An 18,936-nucleotide genomic window follows, 5' to 3' on the forward strand; every position below is an offset into this window, starting at 1 on the left:
TCAAGGCCGAAATGGTGCCGGAGGCAGCGCCGGGGACCGTGCAGCCGGCGCCGCCGGCACCGGCCACCGTCTCTGTGGCGCTGCCGCCGAACTGCCGCGCGGATGGCGTGATCGATCAGCGCGTCGGCGTCGAGGGCAAGTCCTACGCGATCGGCTTTGCCGTTGCCCTGCCCGATCGCTGGAATGGACGATTTCTGTTTCAGGGCGGCGGCGGCTTGAACGGCTCGATCCGGCCGCCGCTGGGTTACCAGGCGGCCGGCGAGGTGCCGGCGCTGGCGCGCGGCTTTGCCGTTGTTACGACCGATAGCGGTCATCAGGGCGCGGTGTTCGATGCCTCGTTCCTGAAGGACCAGGAAGCCGCGCTCAACTTCGCCAATGCATCCGTCGGCAAGGTGACGATGGCCGCCAAGGCGATCGTCGCGCACTACTATGGCCAGCCGGCAAAGCGTTCCTATTTCACGGGGTGCTCGACCGGGGGCCGCGAAGGCATGCTGGCGTCGGCGCGCTATCCCGAACAATTCGACGGCATTGTCGCCGGCGCGCCTGCGATGCGCACCGGCAACTCCAATATCGGTCTCGCCTGGGCCAACGCGGCCTTCAGCCAGATCGCGCCGAAAGATCCGTCCGGCAAGCCGGAGCCCGCCAGGACTTTCTCCGCAGACGAGCGCAAGCTGATCACGAAGGCGATCCTCGATGCCTGCGACGCCAAGGACGGCGTCAAGGATGGCCTGATCTTCGACGGCAAGGCCTGTCAATTCGATCCCGCGGTCCTCACCTGCAACGGCGACAAGACCGATTCCTGCCTGGCGCCGCCGCAGGTCGACGCCTTGAAGAAAGCTTTTGCCGGACCGAAGAATTCACGCGGCACGCAGGTCTACCCGCCGTTCCCGTGGGACAGCGGCGTAGCCGCCGAAGGCGTTGCCATTCCCGGCATCCTGACAACAGGCGCGCGCAGTCCGGTCGGACCGCCGGTTTGGGAAAGCATCAACGTCGATCAACTCGAAGACCGGGTCAACGCGAGCGGGTTGGAACGACTCACCAACACCGCCTACTGGACCAACCTGTCGAGCTACTTCGGCCATGGCGGCAAGCTGCTGTTTTACCACGGTGTGAGCGATCCCTGGTTCTCGGCGCACGACACGGTGAATTACTACGAGCGCATGGCGGCGGATTCCGGCGGCATGGAATTGGTGCGGGAGAAATCGAGCCGGGCCTTCCTCGTCCCCGGCATGGGCCACTGCTCGAGCGGCGCAACGCTCGACCGTTTCGATCTCCTCAGCGCGGTGGTGAACTGGGTGGAAGACGGCAAGGCACCCGATGCGGTGGTCGCGACGGGACCAGCCTTTCCCGGCCGTACTCGGCCACTGTGCGCCTATCCGCAACATGCGCAGTACAAGGGCCAAGGCGATCCGGAGAGCGCGGCGAGCTTTGAGTGCAAGTAGGGGAAATTTGCGCGGTCAAATGCGAACCAACTACGGAGACAGTGCGCCGTAATCGCTCGAGAGATAAACCCGCAGTTGGGCAGGCATAGTGCTCTCGACGTCATCGGCCCGCTGTTTCCGGCGCTGCTAACACCGTCGCCACCGACAGTGCTGGACCGTCACAGCAATCCTTGATCTGCCGCAAAGCGGCTTCCGATACACGGATAAAATGGCCTCCCGAGGCGGCGATTCTCGTCCGCACCGGCAGGGGGGCCGGTTCGATGGCGAAGGCGATCTACTCCAGCGATCTCAAGGAAATCTCGGAGCATCTCGTCGACGGCGACGAGAGCGCACTCGATCTCGGGTTCGAGACTCTTCCCAAGCAGGAACCGACGATCGAGGAGTCCAAGCAGCAAGGCAGCCCGCTCCCGCAGATCACTCTGGAGCGGATGGAGACCCGCACGGTTCAGGAGATGGCCGCGAAGGACCGCCTCGCCTGGTATCAGCGAAAGCTCGGTGGCTACATTGCCCAGATCAACGCAAGCGCCAGGTCTCAAAAGATTCCGCCGGACCTGTTGGCCGTCGTGGTCCTCAACGAGCTGGCGCAGATCAACTGGATCGACGAGTTGCAGGAAGCCTGGAAGATCAACGGCTCGATCGGCATCGCCCAGATCCAGGTCGACACGGCATTGGCGCACGGGTTGACCAGCGAGCCCGGCGACGACGAGCTGGTGAACCGGCAGGCGGCGGAACGATATGCGCTGGATCTGGAAATGGCGAAATATCCGGATCCGCCACCGCGAAAGACGCTTGCGGAATACAAGGCGCTCGCACGCTGGAATCTGTGCTTCGAAAGACTTCGGACACCCCAGTACGCGATCGAAGCCGCCGCGCGGGAGATCAGACGCCAGCTGAAGGAAATGGCCGACCACAAGGGCAATCCCTGGCAAAAACGCCTGGATTTCAGCCTGCCCTCGATCGACGATCTCACGTCGACGGACGACGCGTACTTCTACGTGAAGGGAACGTCATTGTCGGACAAGGCCCGCAACCTCGCCCAGCTCGTCGCCACCGCATACAATTCGCCCGCGATCGTGGTCGCCGTCGACGAAAACAGCATCACACCCGGCGCGCAAGGATTTCGCTACCCGGGCGCCGTCATTCACGGGAACAATGCCTGGGAATTGATGAAAGAGATCTTCGCCTTGACGCGCCGATCCCGGAATGAGCTTCTGTTGGATTCGAGTTGGGCCGGGAGGGTCGTGGCGATCGGCGACATCTTCCGCTACAGCAGGGACAACGTCACCGCAGCGGAATACTCAAGCGCGCTGGAGCAGCGTGCGGTCATCAAGCGACATGGCAAGATTCGCATCGTAGCGACCGCGCGCAATATCCGCGTCACAACGCTCAAGCACAATTTCCTCGCCGATTTCTACGAGCGCGGCGAAGATGAGATTTCGGACGATATGGTTCCAAAAATCGGCCCCATCACGATCCGGGTCTACTCCGAGAGGATATGCCGGCTGCAGGATGGATTCACGAACGCGACCAGCAACGTCTACGATGACTTCATCGAACCGCTCGCGCATCAGTACACGGTCGATTGGAGCGACCATGAAAAGCTGCCGCCGCACCTGCTGCTCGCAGAAGGCGGCTACGCGGTCAACCTGTCTATCGATACCGGGCTACTGTCGAACACAGTCGCGGCGCTGAAGGCATCGCGGCCGGACCTCGATATCGACGACGAACTGGACTTGGAGATCGGCTGGTACATGTCCGCCAGCGACATGCTCGGGGAGAAAACCGAATTCTGCATCGCCAATTGGTCCGAGCACTTTCTGATGAGCGCGGCCTAGTCGGTCGATCGAGCGCTTGAAATTTCGGCTTCGAAATCGTCAAGCTGCCCCTGGTCCCTCAGGTCGAGCTTGTTAACGATAACTATCCACGATTGCGCCGAGCAAGGCCTGGAGCATATGGATGAGTTCCGCCGTTGGAGTTGGGGTCCAACCGCGACCGCCTCGGCCGCAATTTCCGTGTCTCAGTGGATCCGCCCCGTGCGTGCGCGCAAGAAATACAGATTGAGTCAGGCCAACTCTGACCTCTTCCAACGCGTTCTCCTTGCTCAAGGTAAGCAAGTTCGACACTGTGTGAGGCACTGGACGGGCGAGAGCAGATAAAATGAGTAAGATCGTCGAGATCCTCGCCTCGGATCCACTGATGTCTGCAGTCTATGCCTTGCGACACGAGGTGTTCGTCGTCGAACAGCGAATTCCAGAAGACCTTGAAGTCGACGAAGACGACAAGGTCGCCGTTCATCTTGCTGCACTTTCTGATGGCGAAGTCATTGGAACGCTACGTATCGTGTACCATGAACGAAAGGCCAAGATCGGTAGAATGGCGATTCTAGCTTCCGCACGGAAGCTAGGGATTGGAAGAGAATTGATGGAGCACGCAGCGGCCGCTGCCTTTGGCGCTGGCGCCGACGAAATCATTCTCGGTGCGCAAGTTACAGCACGCGGATTTTATGAGCGACTTGGATACGTCGAAGAAGGAGCTGAGTTCGATGATGCAGGGATACCGCACGTGATGATGCGTAAGCTGCTCCGGCGCACTTAGCGCGCACTACTCCGCCGCGATCTGCCCCCTGCCCCTCCTCCTCTTTTCCTGCTATCTCCTACCCCCGCCGTCCCGGCCGAAAGCAAAACCCTCCACCACCCAGGGAGCCCCACCCATGCGATACCTCCACACCATGCTGCGCGTGCGCAATCTCGATGTCGCGCTGAAATTCTATGTCGATGCTTTCGGGCTGAAGGAGGTGCGGCGGATCGAGAACGACAAGGGGCGATTCACGCTGGTGTTCCTGTGCTCGGCGGACGATCTCGAGGCGCTGAAGAAGCAGCCGCCGACGCGCGGCGCGCCGCTGGTCGAGCTCACCTATAATTGGGACGAGGAGAAGTATGGCGAGGATCGCTTCTTCGGCCATCTCGCCTATGAGGTCGACGACATCTACGCCACCTGCGAGAGGCTGCAGAAGGCCGGCGTCACCATCAACCGCCCGCCGCGCGACGGCAACATGGCGTTCGTGCGCTCGCCGGACCTGCACTCGATCGAGCTGTTGCAGAAGGGCGACCCGAAGCCGCCGCAGGAACCGTGGTTGTCGATGCCCAACACCGGCCACTGGTAGCCCCTCGTCTCTGGAACAAGCCTTCGCCACCCGCGTTCACTCTCCGACAATGCGATTGGAGGAGAAAACCATGGGACGCGGAATCTTGCTGTGGCTACTGGGCGTGCCGATCCCGGTGATCATTCTGTTGTGGCTGTTCTTCGGCCGCTGACGTCAGCTTCGACGTTGCAATGAAAGCTCCGCCCCGGGCGGAGCTTTTTGCATGAGGGGCGCGCGACAATCGCGCATCGCTCCGACGTGCGAATTCCGCTATCACCCGCGACAAGAGACAAGGCCGCGGGAGACACCTCATGCCGGACACCAAGCTGACGATCTGGGGCCGCGCCAATTCGGTCAACGTGCAGAAAGTGCTGTGGTGCCTCACCGAGCTCGGCCTCGCTTACGAGCGCATCGACGCCGGCATGAGTTACGGCAAGACGCGCGAGGCCGAGTATCTGGCGATGAACCCCAATGCACGGATCCCGACGCTGGTCGAGGGTGACTTCGTGCTGTGGGAATCCAATTCGATCATGCGCTATCTCTGCCTCGCGCATGGACGCGGCACGGCGATCTATCCCGAAGCGCCGAAGCTGCGCGCCTCGGTCGACCGCTGGCTCGACTGGACGCTGTCGACGGTGCAGCCGGTCGACCGCCCGGTGTTTTGGGGCATCGTGCGCACCGCACCCGCCGAGCGCGACATGATCCAGGTGCAGCGCGATGCCGATGCCGCCGCCGAGGTCTGGGCCATCGCCGACCGCCTGCTCTCCTCGCGCCGCTTCATGGAGGGCGATGCATTCACGCTCGCCGACATCGCGCTCGGCTCCTATGCACGGCGCTGGCTCGGCGTCGAGGGCATCTCCCGGCCGGCACAGCCGCATCTGACCCGCTGGCTCGCCGAGCTCGGCAAGCGGCCCGGCTTTGCACAGTTTGTCGCACCGCCGATGTCGTGAGCCGGCGGCGCGGCGTAAGCTGTGCTGAGCGCGGGATGAATCCGTGTTTCGGCGCAAGCCGGGTGCGTCACGTCGGCGCTTGACGGCTACTGTGCATGGGGTTGTTTTCGCGTTTTTTGTTTTGGCTCAGCCCCAGCCGCGCTCGACCAGCAGGACGCAGACGATCAGCACCAAGGTCACCGCCGCGGTCGCCAACCGCGCCGTCCAGCTGAGGCCGCGGCCGACCCACCACAGCAGCGCGCAGTACATCAGGACGGGAACAATGAGGTCGAGGCGCAGCAGATCCGCCGGCATCAGCGCCTCATGGTGGTGTCGACGCTGATCGAGCCGCCGACCTTGACGCAGGTGCCGGTGCCCTCGACCATGACGAAGCGCGGGCCATAGGAGGCGCAGGAGCCGGCGCGGGCCTTGCCGGCCTCCCCCTTCAGCGGCACGGTCGTGCCCGTCTTGGGCCGCTCCGCAGGCGGCAGACGCAGGGCCTCGGCTGCGGCAGGGGCAGCGGATCCGGCGAGCAACGGGATCAGGATGAGAAGCGGCAGACGCATGGCGGCGTTCTAGCCCGGACGGACATCGCGCGCCATCGGGCCTCCCGCGGCCGCGATCAGATGAACTTGATGCCGGCCGATTTGCCGCGGCGCCATACCACCTGGCAGCTCCGCCCGGTGCGCGCATCGCGTGCGAAGGCGAGCCGGATCACGCCCGGGAGCTGGCCGGCATCCTCGTCCAGCGTGATCTTGGCGCCCGAAGCTGAAATGTCCTGGACCAGGCAATGACGCGCGGCGAAGCCGCCGTCGAGCGTGATCCAGGCGTGCTGCGACAGCAGCTTGCGGGCTGCGCGCTTTTTCGGCGGTGGCATTGGAAATCTCCCAGTCCAGCGCTACTCACGGAACCCTAAGAAACCGTTGAAATCGCCCCCAGATCATTCCGGGGGCAACACTATCCACCGGCCCCAAAAGACCGTCCCGAACGGCTTGCCCGGAGGCGGAAAGGCCACTATACGTTCGCCCGCTGCAAGCCGCCGGGCCCTGTTCGGCCGGCCAGTGGCCGTGCCGGAAAACGGCGGGGCCCTGCGTTGCTCCCTTCGTCTATCGGTTAGGACGCCACCCTTTCACGGTGGAGAGAGCGGTTCGATTCCGCTAGGGAGCGCCACCCAGCCCGGGTTCCCCTCCCCGCTGCTCCAGAAAGCTGCTGCGCACCTTCGCGCAGGCAAGCCCGACGGTATAGACGTGAATCCCCTCGATGACGCAATGGTCCGGATTGAGCGCCAGGAGTCCGATCGCATTGTCGGCCTCGAGCGCCACGGCCGAGCGGACGACGATGCAGGGATAGTCCGCACCGAGAGTCGCATAGCTGTACGGTCGAAAGTTGTTCTTGAGGACGCGCGTGTAGGTGTTGTGGTCCAGCAGCCGGGCCGGAAAAGCGTTCGCATAGGCCGTGGAGAACCGCTCCCGCATCGCCTGGTCGCCCCAGAGCTGCACCGTCATGTCCCAGCCGTGGTTCATGTCGTTCTCCGGCGCGCGCACGAACATGCCGGAGACATTGGCGCAGGCGGGACCCGCCGCGGCCACGGCCTTCGAAAGCCGGGCCCCGATCTCATTCGCGCGGAACGCATGCAGCGCTGCGGCACGGGCGTCGATCAGCGTCGCCGCGCTCATGGCGGCGCAAAGGCCGCCCGCAACCAAGCTCAACACGGTCGACGGAACGGCCGGGGCCAGCCGCTTGAGCTGCACCACGACCAGGACCAGCACGCCGCCGGTCAGGACCCAGGGCGCCATCATGTAATGGAGCGCGTAGTGCTTCGATGTCGCCACCAGATGCGCGGCATAGATGAGAGTGGCAGCACAGAGCGTCAGGCTGTTCGGATCCCGCCAGCTCCGGTTCTTGACGCACCAAGCCAGCGCCACGGCCGCCGCTGCGATGTACACGCCGAGCACGAGCGGCGCGGCTTTGACGATCTCGGCCATGTTCGACCAGAATATTCCGAAATCGATGAACCCCGGCTCGCCCTCGCCGTAATTTCCCTTGTGGGTGGCGATCTGCACAAGCCATCCGAACCCGCGCGTGACCGTTCCCGGATTGAAGATCAGGCTGAAGCCGACGAACCCGATCGCCCCGGTGATCACGGCAGCGACGAAGGCGCGCCTGTTTCTGAGCAAGCACACCGCGAGCAGCCCCTGCGGCAGATAGAGATATTTCGTCGAGAACCCGAGCGCGAAAATGATCCCGCACCCGACGCCGATATTCGTCGCCGGCGGATGCGCATCGAGCGCAGCCTTGATCACGATCGCCATGACGAACAGGGCGATTGCGGCCATCAGGCTTTCCGGCGCAAGCACCGTCTGGAAGTGAAACGCATCGGGATGCACGAACGCGCCGGCCTGAAACAGCATCGCGGCGATCGCGCTCTGCGTCGTCCGACCGACGACGAGCCCTCCGGCCAGCAGCGCGCCGGTGAGCACCAGCGCCTCGCCGGTGCGCGCCGCCCATGTGATCGCGTCGTAATGCTCGAGCCCGAACGCGACGATATCCTCGGCCCGGGCGATCACGGCCCAGCCCCTGACGATCAGCTCGACGAGCAGCGTCGTGGTCGTTCCCGGATGATCGAATTTCAGCGAGCCGTATCCCGCCGCCGCCGCCAGCCCGTTCATCGTGTACGCCGATTCCGGATCGACCTGGACGCCCCAGACGGCCTGATGGGCCGAATAGAGCAGCGTCGCCGCCAGATACAGCGACGGCACGATGAGGATCAGCAGCGTTCTGATCCTTCCGCTCACGCGGGCGTCGGGAAAACAGTAATGGTCTGAGATCATCGTCGCCCAACCGTGGCTTCCGTGTCTAGATCGCCTTGATCTTGAGGAAGGCGAAAGCCACCATCTTCAACAACATCCAGCCATGGCGAAACCTGGAGATCTGGGTCTCGCCATAGGTGCGCGCGGCGTAGCGGATCGGCAGATCCACCGACTTCAGGTTGAGCTTCGATGCGCCGAAGATCAGGTCGAAGTCACCGAACGGATCGAAATCGCCGAAATAGGCCTTGCCGGCCTTCAGGCGCTGATAATCGCTGCGGCGAAGGACCTTGGTGCCGCACAGCGTGTCGGTATAACGCTGATTGAGCAGCCAGGAGAACAGGTAGGAAAAGATCTTGTTGGCGATCAGATTGAGAAAGCGCATCGCGCCATCGTCCATCGGATAGACCAGCCGCGAGCCATTGACGAACTCGCCCTTGCCCGCCAGCAGCGCTTCGACGAATTTCGGAATCTGCTCCGGCGGCATGGTCAGGTCGGCGTCGAGAATGATCAGCACGTCGCCGCGCGCCACGTCGAACGCGGCGAAGACGGCGTCGGCCTTGCCCTTGCCGGGCTGGCGCATCACCTTGATGTCCTTGGATGGATAGGCCTGCCTGACCCGCTCCATCTCCTCGAAGGTACCGTCCTGGCTGTGGCCTTCGACGAAGATGATCTCGACATCGTTGCAGAAGTCGGGAATTCGCAGGACCGCAGGCTCGATATTGCCGCGCTCGTTGCGCGCCGGGACGACGACGGTAGCCGAGGCAAAGTCTTCCCTCGCCCTGCGGCTGGACCGTGCGACCAGATAATGCCGAAGCGCCAATTGGCGGATTCCCGGCAGCACGCTGACGAAACGATTGAGAAATCGCCCGAGCCCGAACATCCGGACCGGCGAGAGCACGCGTTGCTCCGACTTCACCGGATCGAAATCCGCAAGCCTGGCAAGGTTGCGCAGATCAGGCGGCGACAGCACGTTCTGGTCCGGTTGCGGCATCCGCAGGCCAACGAGCTCCGCGAATTTCAGCAGGGGATACCACAGATGCGAGAAATAGCCGATCACCAGCCGTGTATCCCGCGTGCAGAACGGATGCAGCTGCGCGATGAACTTCTGACAATCCTCCATCGAGCCGATCGTATCGAGGACGAGGATATAGTCGAACGGACCTTGCAGCGCGTCGAGCGTGGCGGGATCCTCGGCATCGCCTTCGACGAAAGTGAGATCGGGGTGGCGCTGTCGCGCGATCGCGATTTGCTTGCGACAGAAATCGACCCCGACGCCATGTGATGGCGCGAGGCTTGCGAGCGTATCGCCAATGCCGCAGCCGATGTCGAGAACGCGACTTCCCGGCGGAATCAGAAACCGGAGATAGCGTTCATCCTCGGCGTGGAAAAAGCTGTTCTTCCCGCGCCATGCCACGCGATCCGTGGCCATGCGATCAGCGTGATCGAGAATACCTGCTTTCCGCGGAGACAGGCAGCCGGACATGACGGTCAAATCCATGGCAAGACACAGGTCGCACTGAGCCTGCCGGAACTGAAATCGACCGCAAAATATTTCGCGGCGGCCCAAGTCGCCGCAGCCAAGAAATCAGACATCAATATGGTCCCCCCAGACCTGTCGGCACTCAAGCGCAACTGGGGAGCGAGAGCAACAGGAAGATCGTCGACAAGCTGGATATGTCTGGCGTCGGGCCCATGAAGGAGGACCTTTCCGGAGCGGCACGAAATCAGACCCTGCGGATTTGCGGAAATCGGGCGCCAACTCGTACTCGGCCAGGGGCGACCAGCGGCAAATATCCGCCACCCGGCATGAACCTTCCCGGCCCTCACCTCCGACCAACGTCCGAAAGAAGCCGCGTCGCCCGCCACGATCGGCATCACGGATTGAAGGGGATCTGGTTGGCCATGGAGCAAGGCAAGTCGGCCCCGGAAAGTCAGTCCGGCCTCCCCTCCGTTACGACCGCGCCACCGGCATGGATGCGCCGCACGGCGCCATATTCGGCGGACCGGCGCGCCAAAATGCTGGAGCACATGGCGCGCGTCAGATCACGTCCGCAGCGTCGGGCAGATCTTGCGCCAGCCGCGGCTGCGACGTCAGGCCAGAGCGCCAAGGACATTCTCGGCGAGGTCGTCGGCCACGTCATCCTGTTCGGTGTCGTCGCCTCGATCTTCCAGTCGCGCGTTCCCCTCTGTCTCGGCGCATTTGTCTTCCTGACCAACGGCGAGCGCATTGAGAGCGTCCTCGCAATGATCGGTATCCGGCTCGAGTCCGAAACGATCGGCGCCGACATCATCAAGCGCTTCCCATTCTGGTTCGGATGGTTCGCGTTACTCGGCCTGTTGAGGGGCGCCGTCCCCGCCTGGCTCGCACCCTGGATGCCTCCGGCGGAGTCTTGGCCTTCCCTCGCCGGCATTGGCCTTCTGCTCGCCGTCGTCGAAGCATTCACGGCGTTCGGAATGCGACGCGCCTTGCCGCCGCTGGGCGTGGAGATCAGCCCGAACGGCCTGACATGGGCGATGATCCAGTTCGCCATGGCCGTTGGCGCGCTCGCTTTGCTGGTGCTGTCCGGATTTCCCTAGACGTCGCGCTGTGCGGTCGCTTCATCGCCCCAAGATGACGATGTTGTGAGCAGTCCTCCGGCAAAAAGGGTCCAAATGCCGCGCTTTTCGGTGCGTGGCCGAGGCGCGCGTTTACCGGAAATTTACCCCCGCTTTTGAGTGCTGGTATCATTTACTTAGAATTTGACCGGTACCGTGGAAATACGGAAGCGATCCCGAACATCATTGGCACCTCATGTCCGTCGCAGAGTTCCTCAGGCAGCGCGCAGTGGACGTCAGCGTGAACGGCAGCTACTCGCTGCCGCGCTGGTACGATTGTGAGGGCAAGCTGCGCAGCTTTGCCTGTCGCACCAAACGCGTCTCGCCCTTCCGCATGATCGTGGACGTCCCTGTCGTCGGCAAGGTCGGCGAACGCCTGACCTCCTACTTCCAGGATTTCGGCGAATTCCAGTGCACCATCAGCGCGACGCTGAAATCGGGCTTCCTGATGGAGCTCGACATGACGCGGGCGCGGCGCGCCTGGATGTCGGAAAAGCTCACCTGGCTCGAGAAGAAGCAGAAGGATGACAGCGTCAAGGAACTGCGGCGCGACGCCCGTTTCGTTCCCCAGGTCTCGCACACCCTCCTGACTCTTGCCGACGGCAGTATCCATCCCTGCTTCATCATCGACGTCTCCACGGCCGGCGTCGCCATATCCTGCGAGTACGACCCGCCAGTGGGAACCGCGCTTGCCGTCGGCGCCTGTGTCGGGCGCGTCATCCGCAAATTCGACAATGGCTTTGCCGTCAAATTCGCCGAGAAGCAGTCTCGAGACGACCTCGTGCGCCTCATTGTGCGCTCGCCGCTGCAGCAGTCGGCCTGAACCGGGTCAGCCTCGACTCTTTCTTAACCGAACGCCGAAGGTGAGGTCCCTCGCGCGCTAGACTAAGCCGGCAGGCAGCGGCCGCCGCCCGGCCGTCTGGCCTCCGCATCGCCGCCCTATCGCGGCCCCATTGCAGGATCAGCTTTTGCACGTCCGTGCCTCACGCCGGACGTGATTTGCGGACTTGCGATCGGGGGACCGGATGGCAGTCAACAAGATTACCTGGGACAGGGTCGGCCGGGTCTCCGAGCCCGGGCGTTACATGTACACGTTCGGCTGGCTCACCATCACCGCCGGCGATCTCGAGATCTGGAAGCTCTACCCCGAAGCCGCCTTCACGCTGCTGGCGCAACCGGGCGAGCCGGATCCATCCCTTGGCGAGGAATTCCATCTCGGTGCCTTCGACGTCGCCCCCGGCGCGCCGCCGCCGTTCACCGCCCACTGACGGCGGAAAGCGGCTTCCATTGCGGGAACGCATGGCATGCGCGTTGCTTTGTCAATCCCATGATGCACATCCCCGCCGTCGACCAAGCCTTCCTGCTGCTCCTCATCGTGTTCTGCCTTGGCACGTGCCTCGTGTGCGCCTTCTGGGAGCTCGAGCAGGCGCGGATGCGCCGGATCGCCTCGCCACCCCCTGGGCGCCCAACGGCCCGCCGTTAGCCGGCCAATCCTGCGTTGGCTGCCTCGAAGAGACATCTAAGCGGCAGATCGAAAAAACCTCTGCACTTCCTTGATCTGACTTACCAATCACGCCCGAACGGACGTCGCGCGATCGTTGCCATGGATGACGAACGAGTTCTGTCATGCAATTGATTGCGCTTGTATTCTACGTTTTCGCGGCGACGGCAGATGAACGGAAGCTGTCGTGCGCGTTAAGCGAGCCGACAGCGGGCGCATGACACATGGTCGCATCGGTAAAATGTGGATAAGCGGACCAATGGAACCTATTTTCGGCGCCGATGTACCTGATTGAAGCGTTGCCCACCGTCATCGGAACTGCTGCCATCGCCCCGGCGCTGCTGATGCTGTGGCTCGTCATCGCCGCCGAAGAACGCCCGGGGCCACCCGCCCAGGTCTGGACCGCCTTCCTGCTCGGCGCCGCCAGCATCTCGCTGCTGGGCCTGGCCCGCGCCCCCTTCGCCAAGATGGTCGCCGCACCCGACAACCCCTGGGCAGCCCTGGCCATGCATTCGATCTTCGGCGTCGCGTTGCCCGAGGAGGCCGTCAAGGTCATCGCCATCGTTCTGATTTCCTCGACCAAGCGGCGGACCTTTGCCAATCCGATGGACACCGTGGTCTATGGCGCCGCGGTCGGCCTCGGCTTCGCCGCTTATGAGAACCTCGCCTATCTGGTTCAGCACGCCGAGATGTGGCGCTCGCTGGCCGCCTTGCGCAGCGTGCTGACCGTGCCGTTCCACGGCGCGCTCGGCATCATCGCCGGCGCCTACCTCACGATCGCGCGCGCCGGCACGGCGCTCGGCGCGAACCGCCACCATCGCGATTGGGCCCGCCTCTCCAGCCGCCTCCTGATGCTCGCCGGCCCCCTCGCGCTGCATTCGGCCTTCGACTTTCCGCTGCTGACCTTGCAAAGAATGCCCGATCTCGATCCGACGTTGCGGATGTGGCTGGGGGCTGCGAGCCTGCTGGTCGGCTTTGGCTCGATCGCCTTCGCGATCCGCCTGGTCCGGCGCGTCGCCCGCCACCACGCGCCCCGGACAGATGTTGCGCGGGAGCGGCTCAGCCAGCTCCGCCGGATGTGGGCGCTGCTGCTGGCGGGCGGCGGGGTCGGCTTTCTCGGCCTCGCCTTCGTGCTGACCTCGATCCATCACTGGCTGATCAATCCCGAGCGCAACCTGACGCTGGCCCTGATCCCGATCGGCTTCGTGTCGATCCTGCTCGGCCTCGCGCTTCTGGTTGTCACGACCGCGATCTACATTCTCGGCCGCAACCGCATCCGTACCAGCGCGGAAGGTTTTTCCTCGGCGCCCGGCAGCGGGTGAGCTCGCGGGATGGTGAGCGCGCCGCGCGCATAGTAGATTGAGCGTCGACCTTTCGACCTGGAGCCTGCCCATGACCTCGCCCGATGATTTCTCACGGCTGCAATCCGTCATGAGCCGGACGGTCAAGACGCATTGGAAGGCCTTCCTGTTCGAAGGCATCCTGCTCGTCGTTCTCGGCGTCGCAGCGCTCATCCTGCCGCCGCTCGCGAGTCTTGCGATCGCGATCTTCCTCGGCTGGATGTTCCTGATCAGCGGCATCGGCGGGCTGATCGTGACCTATTGGGCGCGCAGCACGCCGGGCTTCTGGTGGTCGCTGATCTCGGCCGCGCTCGCCGTGCTCACCGGCATACTGCTGCTGGCCCGCCCGATCCAGGCCGTGCTGACGCTGACCATCGTGCTTGGCGCCTACTTCCTCGCCGAGGGCGTCGCCACCATCATGTACGCACTGGAGCACCGCCGCGAGCTGAGCAGCCGCTGGTCGTGGCTGCTCATCTCTGGCCTCGTCGACATCGCGATCTCGTTCATGGTGATCACGGGGCTGCCGAGCTCGGCGGAATGGGCCATCGGCATCCTCGTCGGTATCAATCTGCTGTTCGGCGGCGCCAGCCTGATCGGCATGGCGCTGGCGGCGCGCAACAGCAACACCTGAGGCACCTCGTCGCCTGCCGCGCCGATGGGGGGGGTGACAAGCCGCCAATGGCGCGCTATATGGCCTGCCATGATCACTGTCGCCACCAGCTATTTTTGGTACTTTAGCTACGACAGCTCGCTGGCGGCAGGAGGATCGCGCTCAATCTGAATATTGAAGCAAACGTCCGAACAAGCCGCCAGACCTGGCGGCTTTTTTTATTGGCCGGCAGGTTCTCAAATTGACAGGAGCCCGCCGTGCTGAGCACGACCGACGATCTTCGCATCCGCGAACTGAAAGAACTGAGCACCCCGGAAGAGGTGATGCGGGAGGTCCCGCGCACGCTCACCGCCACGCGCGTCGTGATGGCCGCACGCAATGCCATCCATGCCATCCTGAACAACCAGGACGACCGTCTTCTGGTCGTCGTCGGTCCCTGCTCGGTGCATGATCCCCGGGCTGCGCTCGATTACGCCGAGCGCCTCGCAAAGCTCCGCGAGGATCTCGCCGATCAGCTCGAGATCGTGATGCGGGTCTATTTCGAGAAGCCGCGCACCACCGTCGGCTGGAAGGGCCTGATCAACGATCCCGATCTCGACGGCAGCTTCGACATCAACAAGGGCCTGCGGCTGGCGCGCAACGTGCTGTCGGCGGTGAACAATCTCGGCCTGCCCGCCGGCACGGAGTTCTTGGACATGACGACGCCGCAGTACATCGCCGACCTCGTGTCCTGGGCCGCGATCGGGGCGCGCACCACCGAGAGCCAGATCCATCGCGAGCTCGCCTCGGGGCTGTCGTGTCCGGTGGGCTTCAAGAACGGCACCGACGGCAATGTTCGCATTGCCGCCGATGCGGTGAAGTCGGCCTCACACCCGCATCATTTCATGGCCGTCACAAAACTCGGCCGCTCGGCGATCGCCTCGACCGCGGGCAACGAGGACTGCCACATCATCCTGCGCGGCGGAGCCAAGCCGAACTATGACGCGGCAAGCGTCACGGCGGCCTGCAACGAGCTGACCAAATCGGGCGTCGCACCGCTGGTGATGGTCGATGCGAGCCACGCCAATTCGAGCAAGAAGCCGGAGAACCAGCCGCTCGTGACGGCCGACATCGCCAGCCAGATCTCCGCCGGGGAGAACCGCATCATGGGCGTGATGATCGAGAGCAATCTCGTTGCCGGCCGCCAGGACGTCGTGCCCGGCAAGCCGCTCGTCTACGGCCAGAGCATCACCGACGGCTGCATCGACTGGGCGTCTACGGCGACCGTACTCGAGCAGCTCGCCGACGCGGTCGAGGTCCGCCGCAACGTCCGGCGCGCCGGCCTGCACGAGCGGTCGGCATAAGGCTGGAAGCGAATGCGGGCGGGGCGAGTCGTGGCGCCCTGCCCGCAACCATCATGGATCAGCAGCCGCGGCAGATGCTCTTGATCTTCTTGTCGAGCGCCTGGTTTTCCTTGCTGAGCGGATCGTTCGGATCGGTCAAATTCTTCTCGCTCGGCACGTCCGAGGCGCGCGGCTGACGATGGCCCACGGGAGCTTGCGGCAAGGATCCGGAGCTCGCACCGCTCGACGTCGAACCCTTGGCGCCGGTCTGCGCAATCGCCGTGCCGCCGAGCAAGACCACGAGCGATGCTGCCAGCATGATCTTCTTCATGTCCGATCCTCCATTCTCAAACCGGCGCTTCTCACCGCTCACGTCTCGGGCGGATAGAGATGAACGTCGCCGCAATAATCGACGATACGATAGCTCGTTTTCGCTCCCGCTTCACGTGCATCGGCTGCGGTATTTTGCTCCGCCAACACATAGCTAGGCCCCACCGGCGACTTGCCGGCGCCGCCGGGAATATCGATGACATAGTCCGGCTGACACAAGCCTGACACGCGGCCGCGCAGCTGCCGCATCAGATCCTGCCCCTCCGCCAGCGTCGTCCGCAGATGCGCGGTGCCCGGGGCGAGATCGCCGTGATGCAGATAATAAGGCTTGATCCGGCATTCGACGAAAGCTCGCATCAAATCCGAGAGAGCGGCGATGTTGTCGTTGATTCCGCGCAAGAGCACGGACTGGCTCACCAGCGGAATTCCGGAATCGACGAGCCGCGCGCAGGCGGCGCGCGCCGGCCCAGTCAGTTCGCGCGCATGGTTGGCATGCACGGCCACCCAGGTGGTCGCGCCCTCGACGTTGAGCGCCGCCACCATCTCGTCGCTGATGCGCGCGGGATCGGCCACGGGCACGCGGGTGTGAAGGCGGATGATCTTGACGTGATCGATGGAAGCGAGCTCGGTCATGATCTCGCCCATCCGTCGCGGCGACAGCATCAGCGGATCACCGCCGGTCAGGATCACTTCCCAGATCTCGTGATGCGATCGGATGTAATCGATCGCAGCGCGATAGGCGCTGTCCGACAGCGCGTTCTCCTTGCCCGGGCCCACCATCTCGCGGCGGAAGCAGAAGCGGCAATAGACCGCGCAGACGTGAACGAGCTTGAACAGGACGCGATCGGGATAGCGGTGCACGATGCCGGATACGGGCGAGTGCGGGTGATCGCCGATTGGATCGGCGTTCTCGCCCGGCTGCATCTCCAGCTCCGCGGCGGTCGGAACGAACTGCCGGGCGATGGGATCGTCCGGGTCGGACGGATCGATCAGCTCGACCAGTGCCGGCGTGATGGCCACCGCATAGCGCGCGGCCACGCGCTCGAGCGCGGGCAGCGCAGCCGCCGGCGCCAGACCTTCGGCCACGAGCTCGGCCGGCTCGCGCAATGTCCGTGCAAGACTACTCTTCGTCATTTCTCACCCGCAGGCGGTGTCCACACCACCTGATCGATCCGCGATGCGCCGCTTGCCAGCATCACCAACCGGTCGAGGCCGAGCGCGACGCCGCTCGCCTCCGGCATTGCGGCGACCGCGGCCAGAAAGTCCTCGTCGAGCGGATAGGCCTCGCCGTAGCGGCGCTGCTTCTCCGTCATCGAGTCCGTGAAGCGCTTTCGCTGCTCCTCGGCATCGGTCAGTTCCCCGAAGCCGTTGGCGAGCTCGACGCCGCAGGCGTAGACCTCGAAGCGCTCGGCGACCCTGGGATCCGCCGTCGTCACCCGCGCCAGTGCCGCCTCCGGAGATGGGTATTCGAACAAGATGGTCAAACGCCCCTGCCCCAGATGCGGCTCGACATGCTCGACCAGGACCTTGCTGAAGATATCCGACCAGGTGTCGTCCCCGGCCACCCGGACCTTGCCACTGGCCGCCTCGGCGAGCGCGGCACGGTTACCCTCCCCGCCCCTGATTGTCGACAGCAGGTCGATGCCGGCGAACCGTTCGAAGGCGCCCGCGACCGTCAGGAGCTCGGGTTCGGCGAAGGGATCGGCGGTCCGGCCGCGGAAGGAGAAGGTCCCGATGCCGGTCGCCTGCGCCGCACGGGCGATGACGACAACGCAATCGGCCATGATGGCGTCATAGGGCGCGCCGGCCCGGTACCATTCCAGCATGGTGAATTCGGGCAGATGCAGGTCGCCGCGCTCGCGGTCGCGGAACACCCGGGCGAGCTCGAAAATGCGCGTTTCGCCCGCCGCCAGCAGCTTCTTGCAGGCGAATTCCGGCGAGGTCCGCAAATAGCGGCTGACCCGGCTGCCGTCCGGCCGCATCAGCTCGGTTCGGGGGGCGTGCAGATGGGTTTCGTTGCCCGGGGAGACCTGGAGGACCGAGGTTTCGACCTCAACGAAGCCCTGCTCGGCGAAAAAGCCCCGTATTGCTGCAATAATGGCCCCCCGCGCCCTCAGGAAAGGCCGCCGGTCGAGGTGCCGGTCGGGCGACCAGAACGGTGAAATGGGCTTGTCCCCAGCCATTAACCCACCGCCCCAGCCCCACGCAAAACGCTGGCATCTAACGGCAAAATCAGTATGTTGCGGCCCGAAACGGGCGCCGAGGTCCGATTTGAGGCCCCAAGTCCCCCATCGAATTGATCACGTCCTGGCCGGTGCCGGGCCAAGCAAGCAGGAAATACAACTTTGAGAGTCATCGCCAGTTCTATTCGCAAGGGCAACGTGATCGAGCAAGACGGAAAGCTCTATGTCGTCGTCAGCGCCGAGAACATCCATCCCGGCAAGGGCACCCCCGTCAGCCAGATCGAAATGCGCCGAATCTCGGACGGGGTAAAGATCTCCGAACGCTACAAGACCACCGACCAGGTCGAAAAGGCCACGATCGAGGAACGCAACTACACCTTCCTGTATGAAGATGGCGACGGCTTCCACTTCATGAACCCCGAGACCTACGACCAGGTCCAGGTTTCCAAGGACGTCGTCGGCGATGCCGCTGCCTATCTTGCGCCGGACATGACCGTCAAGCTGTCGATGCACGACACCAACCCGGTGTCGATCGCACTGCCGCAGCGCGTGACGCTTGAGGTGGTGGAGACCGAGCCGGTGACGAAGGGCCAGACGGCTTCGTCTTCCTACAAGCCCGCGGTGCTGTCCAACGGCGTGCGCACCACCGTGCCGCCGCACATCTCGGTCGGCACCCGCATCGTGGTGATGACCGAAGACGGCTCCTATTCCGAGCGCGCCAAGGACTAACGG

At 63.9% G+C, this 18,936-nt stretch carries 20 protein-coding genes, 1 tRNA gene and 1 pseudogene; 14 read left to right on the forward strand and 8 right to left on the reverse strand.

From position 1 onward, the window contains the following. Positions 1–11 precede the first annotated feature (11 nt). From TSA1_RS41125 to TSA1_RS13560, 6 genes and pseudogenes are all read left to right on the forward strand, one after another. A pseudogene (locus TSA1_RS41125) lies at positions 12–896 on the forward strand (tannase/feruloyl esterase family alpha/beta hydrolase); the annotation flags it as partial. Between the two features lie 87 nt (positions 897–983). Then, positions 984–1,442: a tannase/feruloyl esterase family alpha/beta hydrolase gene (locus tag TSA1_RS41130; protein ID WP_488226054.1), complete on the forward strand. Its 459-nt coding sequence runs from the start codon at positions 984–986 to the stop codon at positions 1,440–1,442. Between the two features lie 260 nt (positions 1,443–1,702). Beyond that, the gene (locus TSA1_RS13545) at positions 1,703–3,277 is read left to right on the forward strand and encodes a hypothetical protein (RefSeq protein WP_100176806.1); all 1,575 of its coding nucleotides are present in this window, start codon (positions 1,703–1,705) and stop codon (positions 3,275–3,277) included. 322 nt (positions 3,278–3,599) lie between these two features. Then, positions 3,600–4,037 (forward strand): GNAT family N-acetyltransferase, encoded by a 438-nt coding sequence (locus TSA1_RS13550; protein WP_100176807.1) that lies wholly within the window; start codon positions 3,600–3,602, stop codon positions 4,035–4,037. A gap of 115 nt (positions 4,038–4,152) precedes the next feature. Then, positions 4,153–4,605, forward strand: a complete 453-nt coding sequence (locus TSA1_RS13555; protein ID WP_100176808.1) for a VOC family protein — start codon at positions 4,153–4,155, stop codon at positions 4,603–4,605. A 290-nt stretch (positions 4,606–4,895) separates the two neighbouring features. Further along, on the forward strand, positions 4,896–5,534 hold the full coding sequence (locus tag TSA1_RS13560; protein ID WP_100176809.1) for a glutathione S-transferase family protein: 639 nt from the start codon (positions 4,896–4,898) through the stop codon (positions 5,532–5,534). A gap of 126 nt (positions 5,535–5,660) precedes the next feature. Here the strand turns inward: TSA1_RS13560 and TSA1_RS13565 are convergent, their stop codons facing one another. Genes TSA1_RS13565 through TSA1_RS13575 form a run of 3 tightly spaced genes read right to left on the reverse strand, consistent with a single transcriptional unit; the run spans position 5,661 to position 6,390 of the window. Then, positions 5,661–5,828 carry a hypothetical protein gene (locus tag TSA1_RS13565; protein WP_100176810.1) on the reverse strand — a complete coding sequence of 56 codons (168 nt, stop codon included), beginning with the start codon at positions 5,826–5,828 and terminating at the stop codon, positions 5,661–5,663. Then, entirely contained in the window at positions 5,828–6,079 is a 252-nt protein-coding gene (locus tag TSA1_RS13570; protein WP_100176811.1) for a hypothetical protein, read from the reverse strand. The genes TSA1_RS13565 and TSA1_RS13570 overlap by 1 nt, the downstream gene beginning before the upstream one ends. Before the next feature lie 56 nt (positions 6,080–6,135). Continuing rightward, entirely contained in the window at positions 6,136–6,390 is a 255-nt protein-coding gene (locus TSA1_RS13575; RefSeq protein ID WP_100176812.1) for a PilZ domain-containing protein, read from the reverse strand. 218 nt (positions 6,391–6,608) lie between these two features. Between TSA1_RS13575 and TSA1_RS13580 the strand changes: the two genes are divergently transcribed. Beyond that, a tRNA-Glu gene (locus tag TSA1_RS13580) sits at positions 6,609–6,683 on the forward strand. On the opposite strand, the gene TSA1_RS13585 is transcribed toward TSA1_RS13580, so the two are convergent. Beyond that, entirely contained in the window at positions 6,671–8,308 is a 1,638-nt protein-coding gene (locus TSA1_RS13585) for a hypothetical protein (protein WP_145984303.1), read from the reverse strand. The genes TSA1_RS13580 and TSA1_RS13585 overlap by 13 nt on opposite strands. 61 nt (positions 8,309–8,369) lie before the next feature. After that, complete coding sequence (locus TSA1_RS13590; RefSeq protein WP_100176814.1) at positions 8,370–9,821, reverse strand: bifunctional class I SAM-dependent methyltransferase/glycosyltransferase family 2 protein; 1,452 nt, start codon at positions 9,819–9,821, stop codon at positions 8,370–8,372. Between the two features lie 194 nt (positions 9,822–10,015). Here TSA1_RS13590 and TSA1_RS13595 point away from each other — a divergent pair, with 194 nt between their 5' ends. From TSA1_RS13595 to TSA1_RS13620, 6 genes are all read left to right on the forward strand, one after another. Further along, on the forward strand, positions 10,016–10,900 hold the full coding sequence (locus tag TSA1_RS13595) for a hypothetical protein (RefSeq protein ID WP_245448233.1): 885 nt from the start codon (positions 10,016–10,018) through the stop codon (positions 10,898–10,900). Between the two features lie 214 nt (positions 10,901–11,114). Continuing rightward, positions 11,115–11,741, forward strand: coding sequence for a PilZ domain-containing protein (locus TSA1_RS13600; RefSeq protein ID WP_100176816.1), 627 nt, complete (start codon positions 11,115–11,117; stop codon positions 11,739–11,741). Positions 11,742–11,943: 202 nt separating this feature from the next. After that, positions 11,944–12,186: a hypothetical protein gene (locus TSA1_RS13605; RefSeq protein WP_100176817.1), complete on the forward strand. Its 243-nt coding sequence runs from the start codon at positions 11,944–11,946 to the stop codon at positions 12,184–12,186. 514 nt (positions 12,187–12,700) lie between these two features. Then, on the forward strand, positions 12,701–13,741 hold the full coding sequence (locus TSA1_RS13610; RefSeq protein ID WP_100176818.1) for a PrsW family glutamic-type intramembrane protease: 1,041 nt from the start codon (positions 12,701–12,703) through the stop codon (positions 13,739–13,741). Between the two features lie 70 nt (positions 13,742–13,811). Then, positions 13,812–14,390: an HdeD family acid-resistance protein gene (locus tag TSA1_RS13615; RefSeq protein ID WP_100176819.1), complete on the forward strand. Its 579-nt coding sequence runs from the start codon at positions 13,812–13,814 to the stop codon at positions 14,388–14,390. Between the two features lie 236 nt (positions 14,391–14,626). Then, positions 14,627–15,712, forward strand: coding sequence for a 3-deoxy-7-phosphoheptulonate synthase (locus tag TSA1_RS13620; protein WP_100176820.1), 1,086 nt, complete (start codon positions 14,627–14,629; stop codon positions 15,710–15,712). Positions 15,713–15,770: 58 nt separating this feature from the next. On the opposite strand, the gene TSA1_RS13625 is transcribed toward TSA1_RS13620, so the two are convergent. From TSA1_RS13625 to epmA, 3 genes are read right to left on the reverse strand one after another with little or no spacing between them, the layout of a single operon-like run. Then, positions 15,771–16,022 carry a hypothetical protein gene (locus tag TSA1_RS13625; RefSeq protein WP_100176821.1) on the reverse strand — a complete coding sequence of 84 codons (252 nt, stop codon included), beginning with the start codon at positions 16,020–16,022 and terminating at the stop codon, positions 15,771–15,773. A 38-nt stretch (positions 16,023–16,060) separates the two neighbouring features. Beyond that, complete coding sequence (locus tag TSA1_RS13630; RefSeq protein WP_100176822.1) at positions 16,061–17,155, reverse strand: lysine-2,3-aminomutase-like protein; 1,095 nt, start codon at positions 17,153–17,155, stop codon at positions 16,061–16,063. Then, positions 17,152–18,204 (reverse strand): EF-P lysine aminoacylase EpmA, encoded by a 1,053-nt coding sequence (gene epmA / locus TSA1_RS13635; protein ID WP_100176823.1) that lies wholly within the window; start codon positions 18,202–18,204, stop codon positions 17,152–17,154. The genes TSA1_RS13630 and epmA overlap by 4 nt, the downstream gene beginning before the upstream one ends. Before the next feature lie 162 nt (positions 18,205–18,366). On the opposite strand from epmA, the gene efp reads away from it, so the two are divergent. Then, complete coding sequence (gene efp / locus TSA1_RS13640) at positions 18,367–18,933, forward strand: elongation factor P (protein WP_100176824.1); 567 nt, start codon at positions 18,367–18,369, stop codon at positions 18,931–18,933. Positions 18,934–18,936 lie beyond the last annotated feature (3 nt).

The sequence above is a fragment of the Bradyrhizobium nitroreducens genome (assembly GCF_002776695.1).
Classification (GTDB): Bacteria; Pseudomonadota; Alphaproteobacteria; order Rhizobiales; family Xanthobacteraceae; genus Bradyrhizobium; species Bradyrhizobium nitroreducens.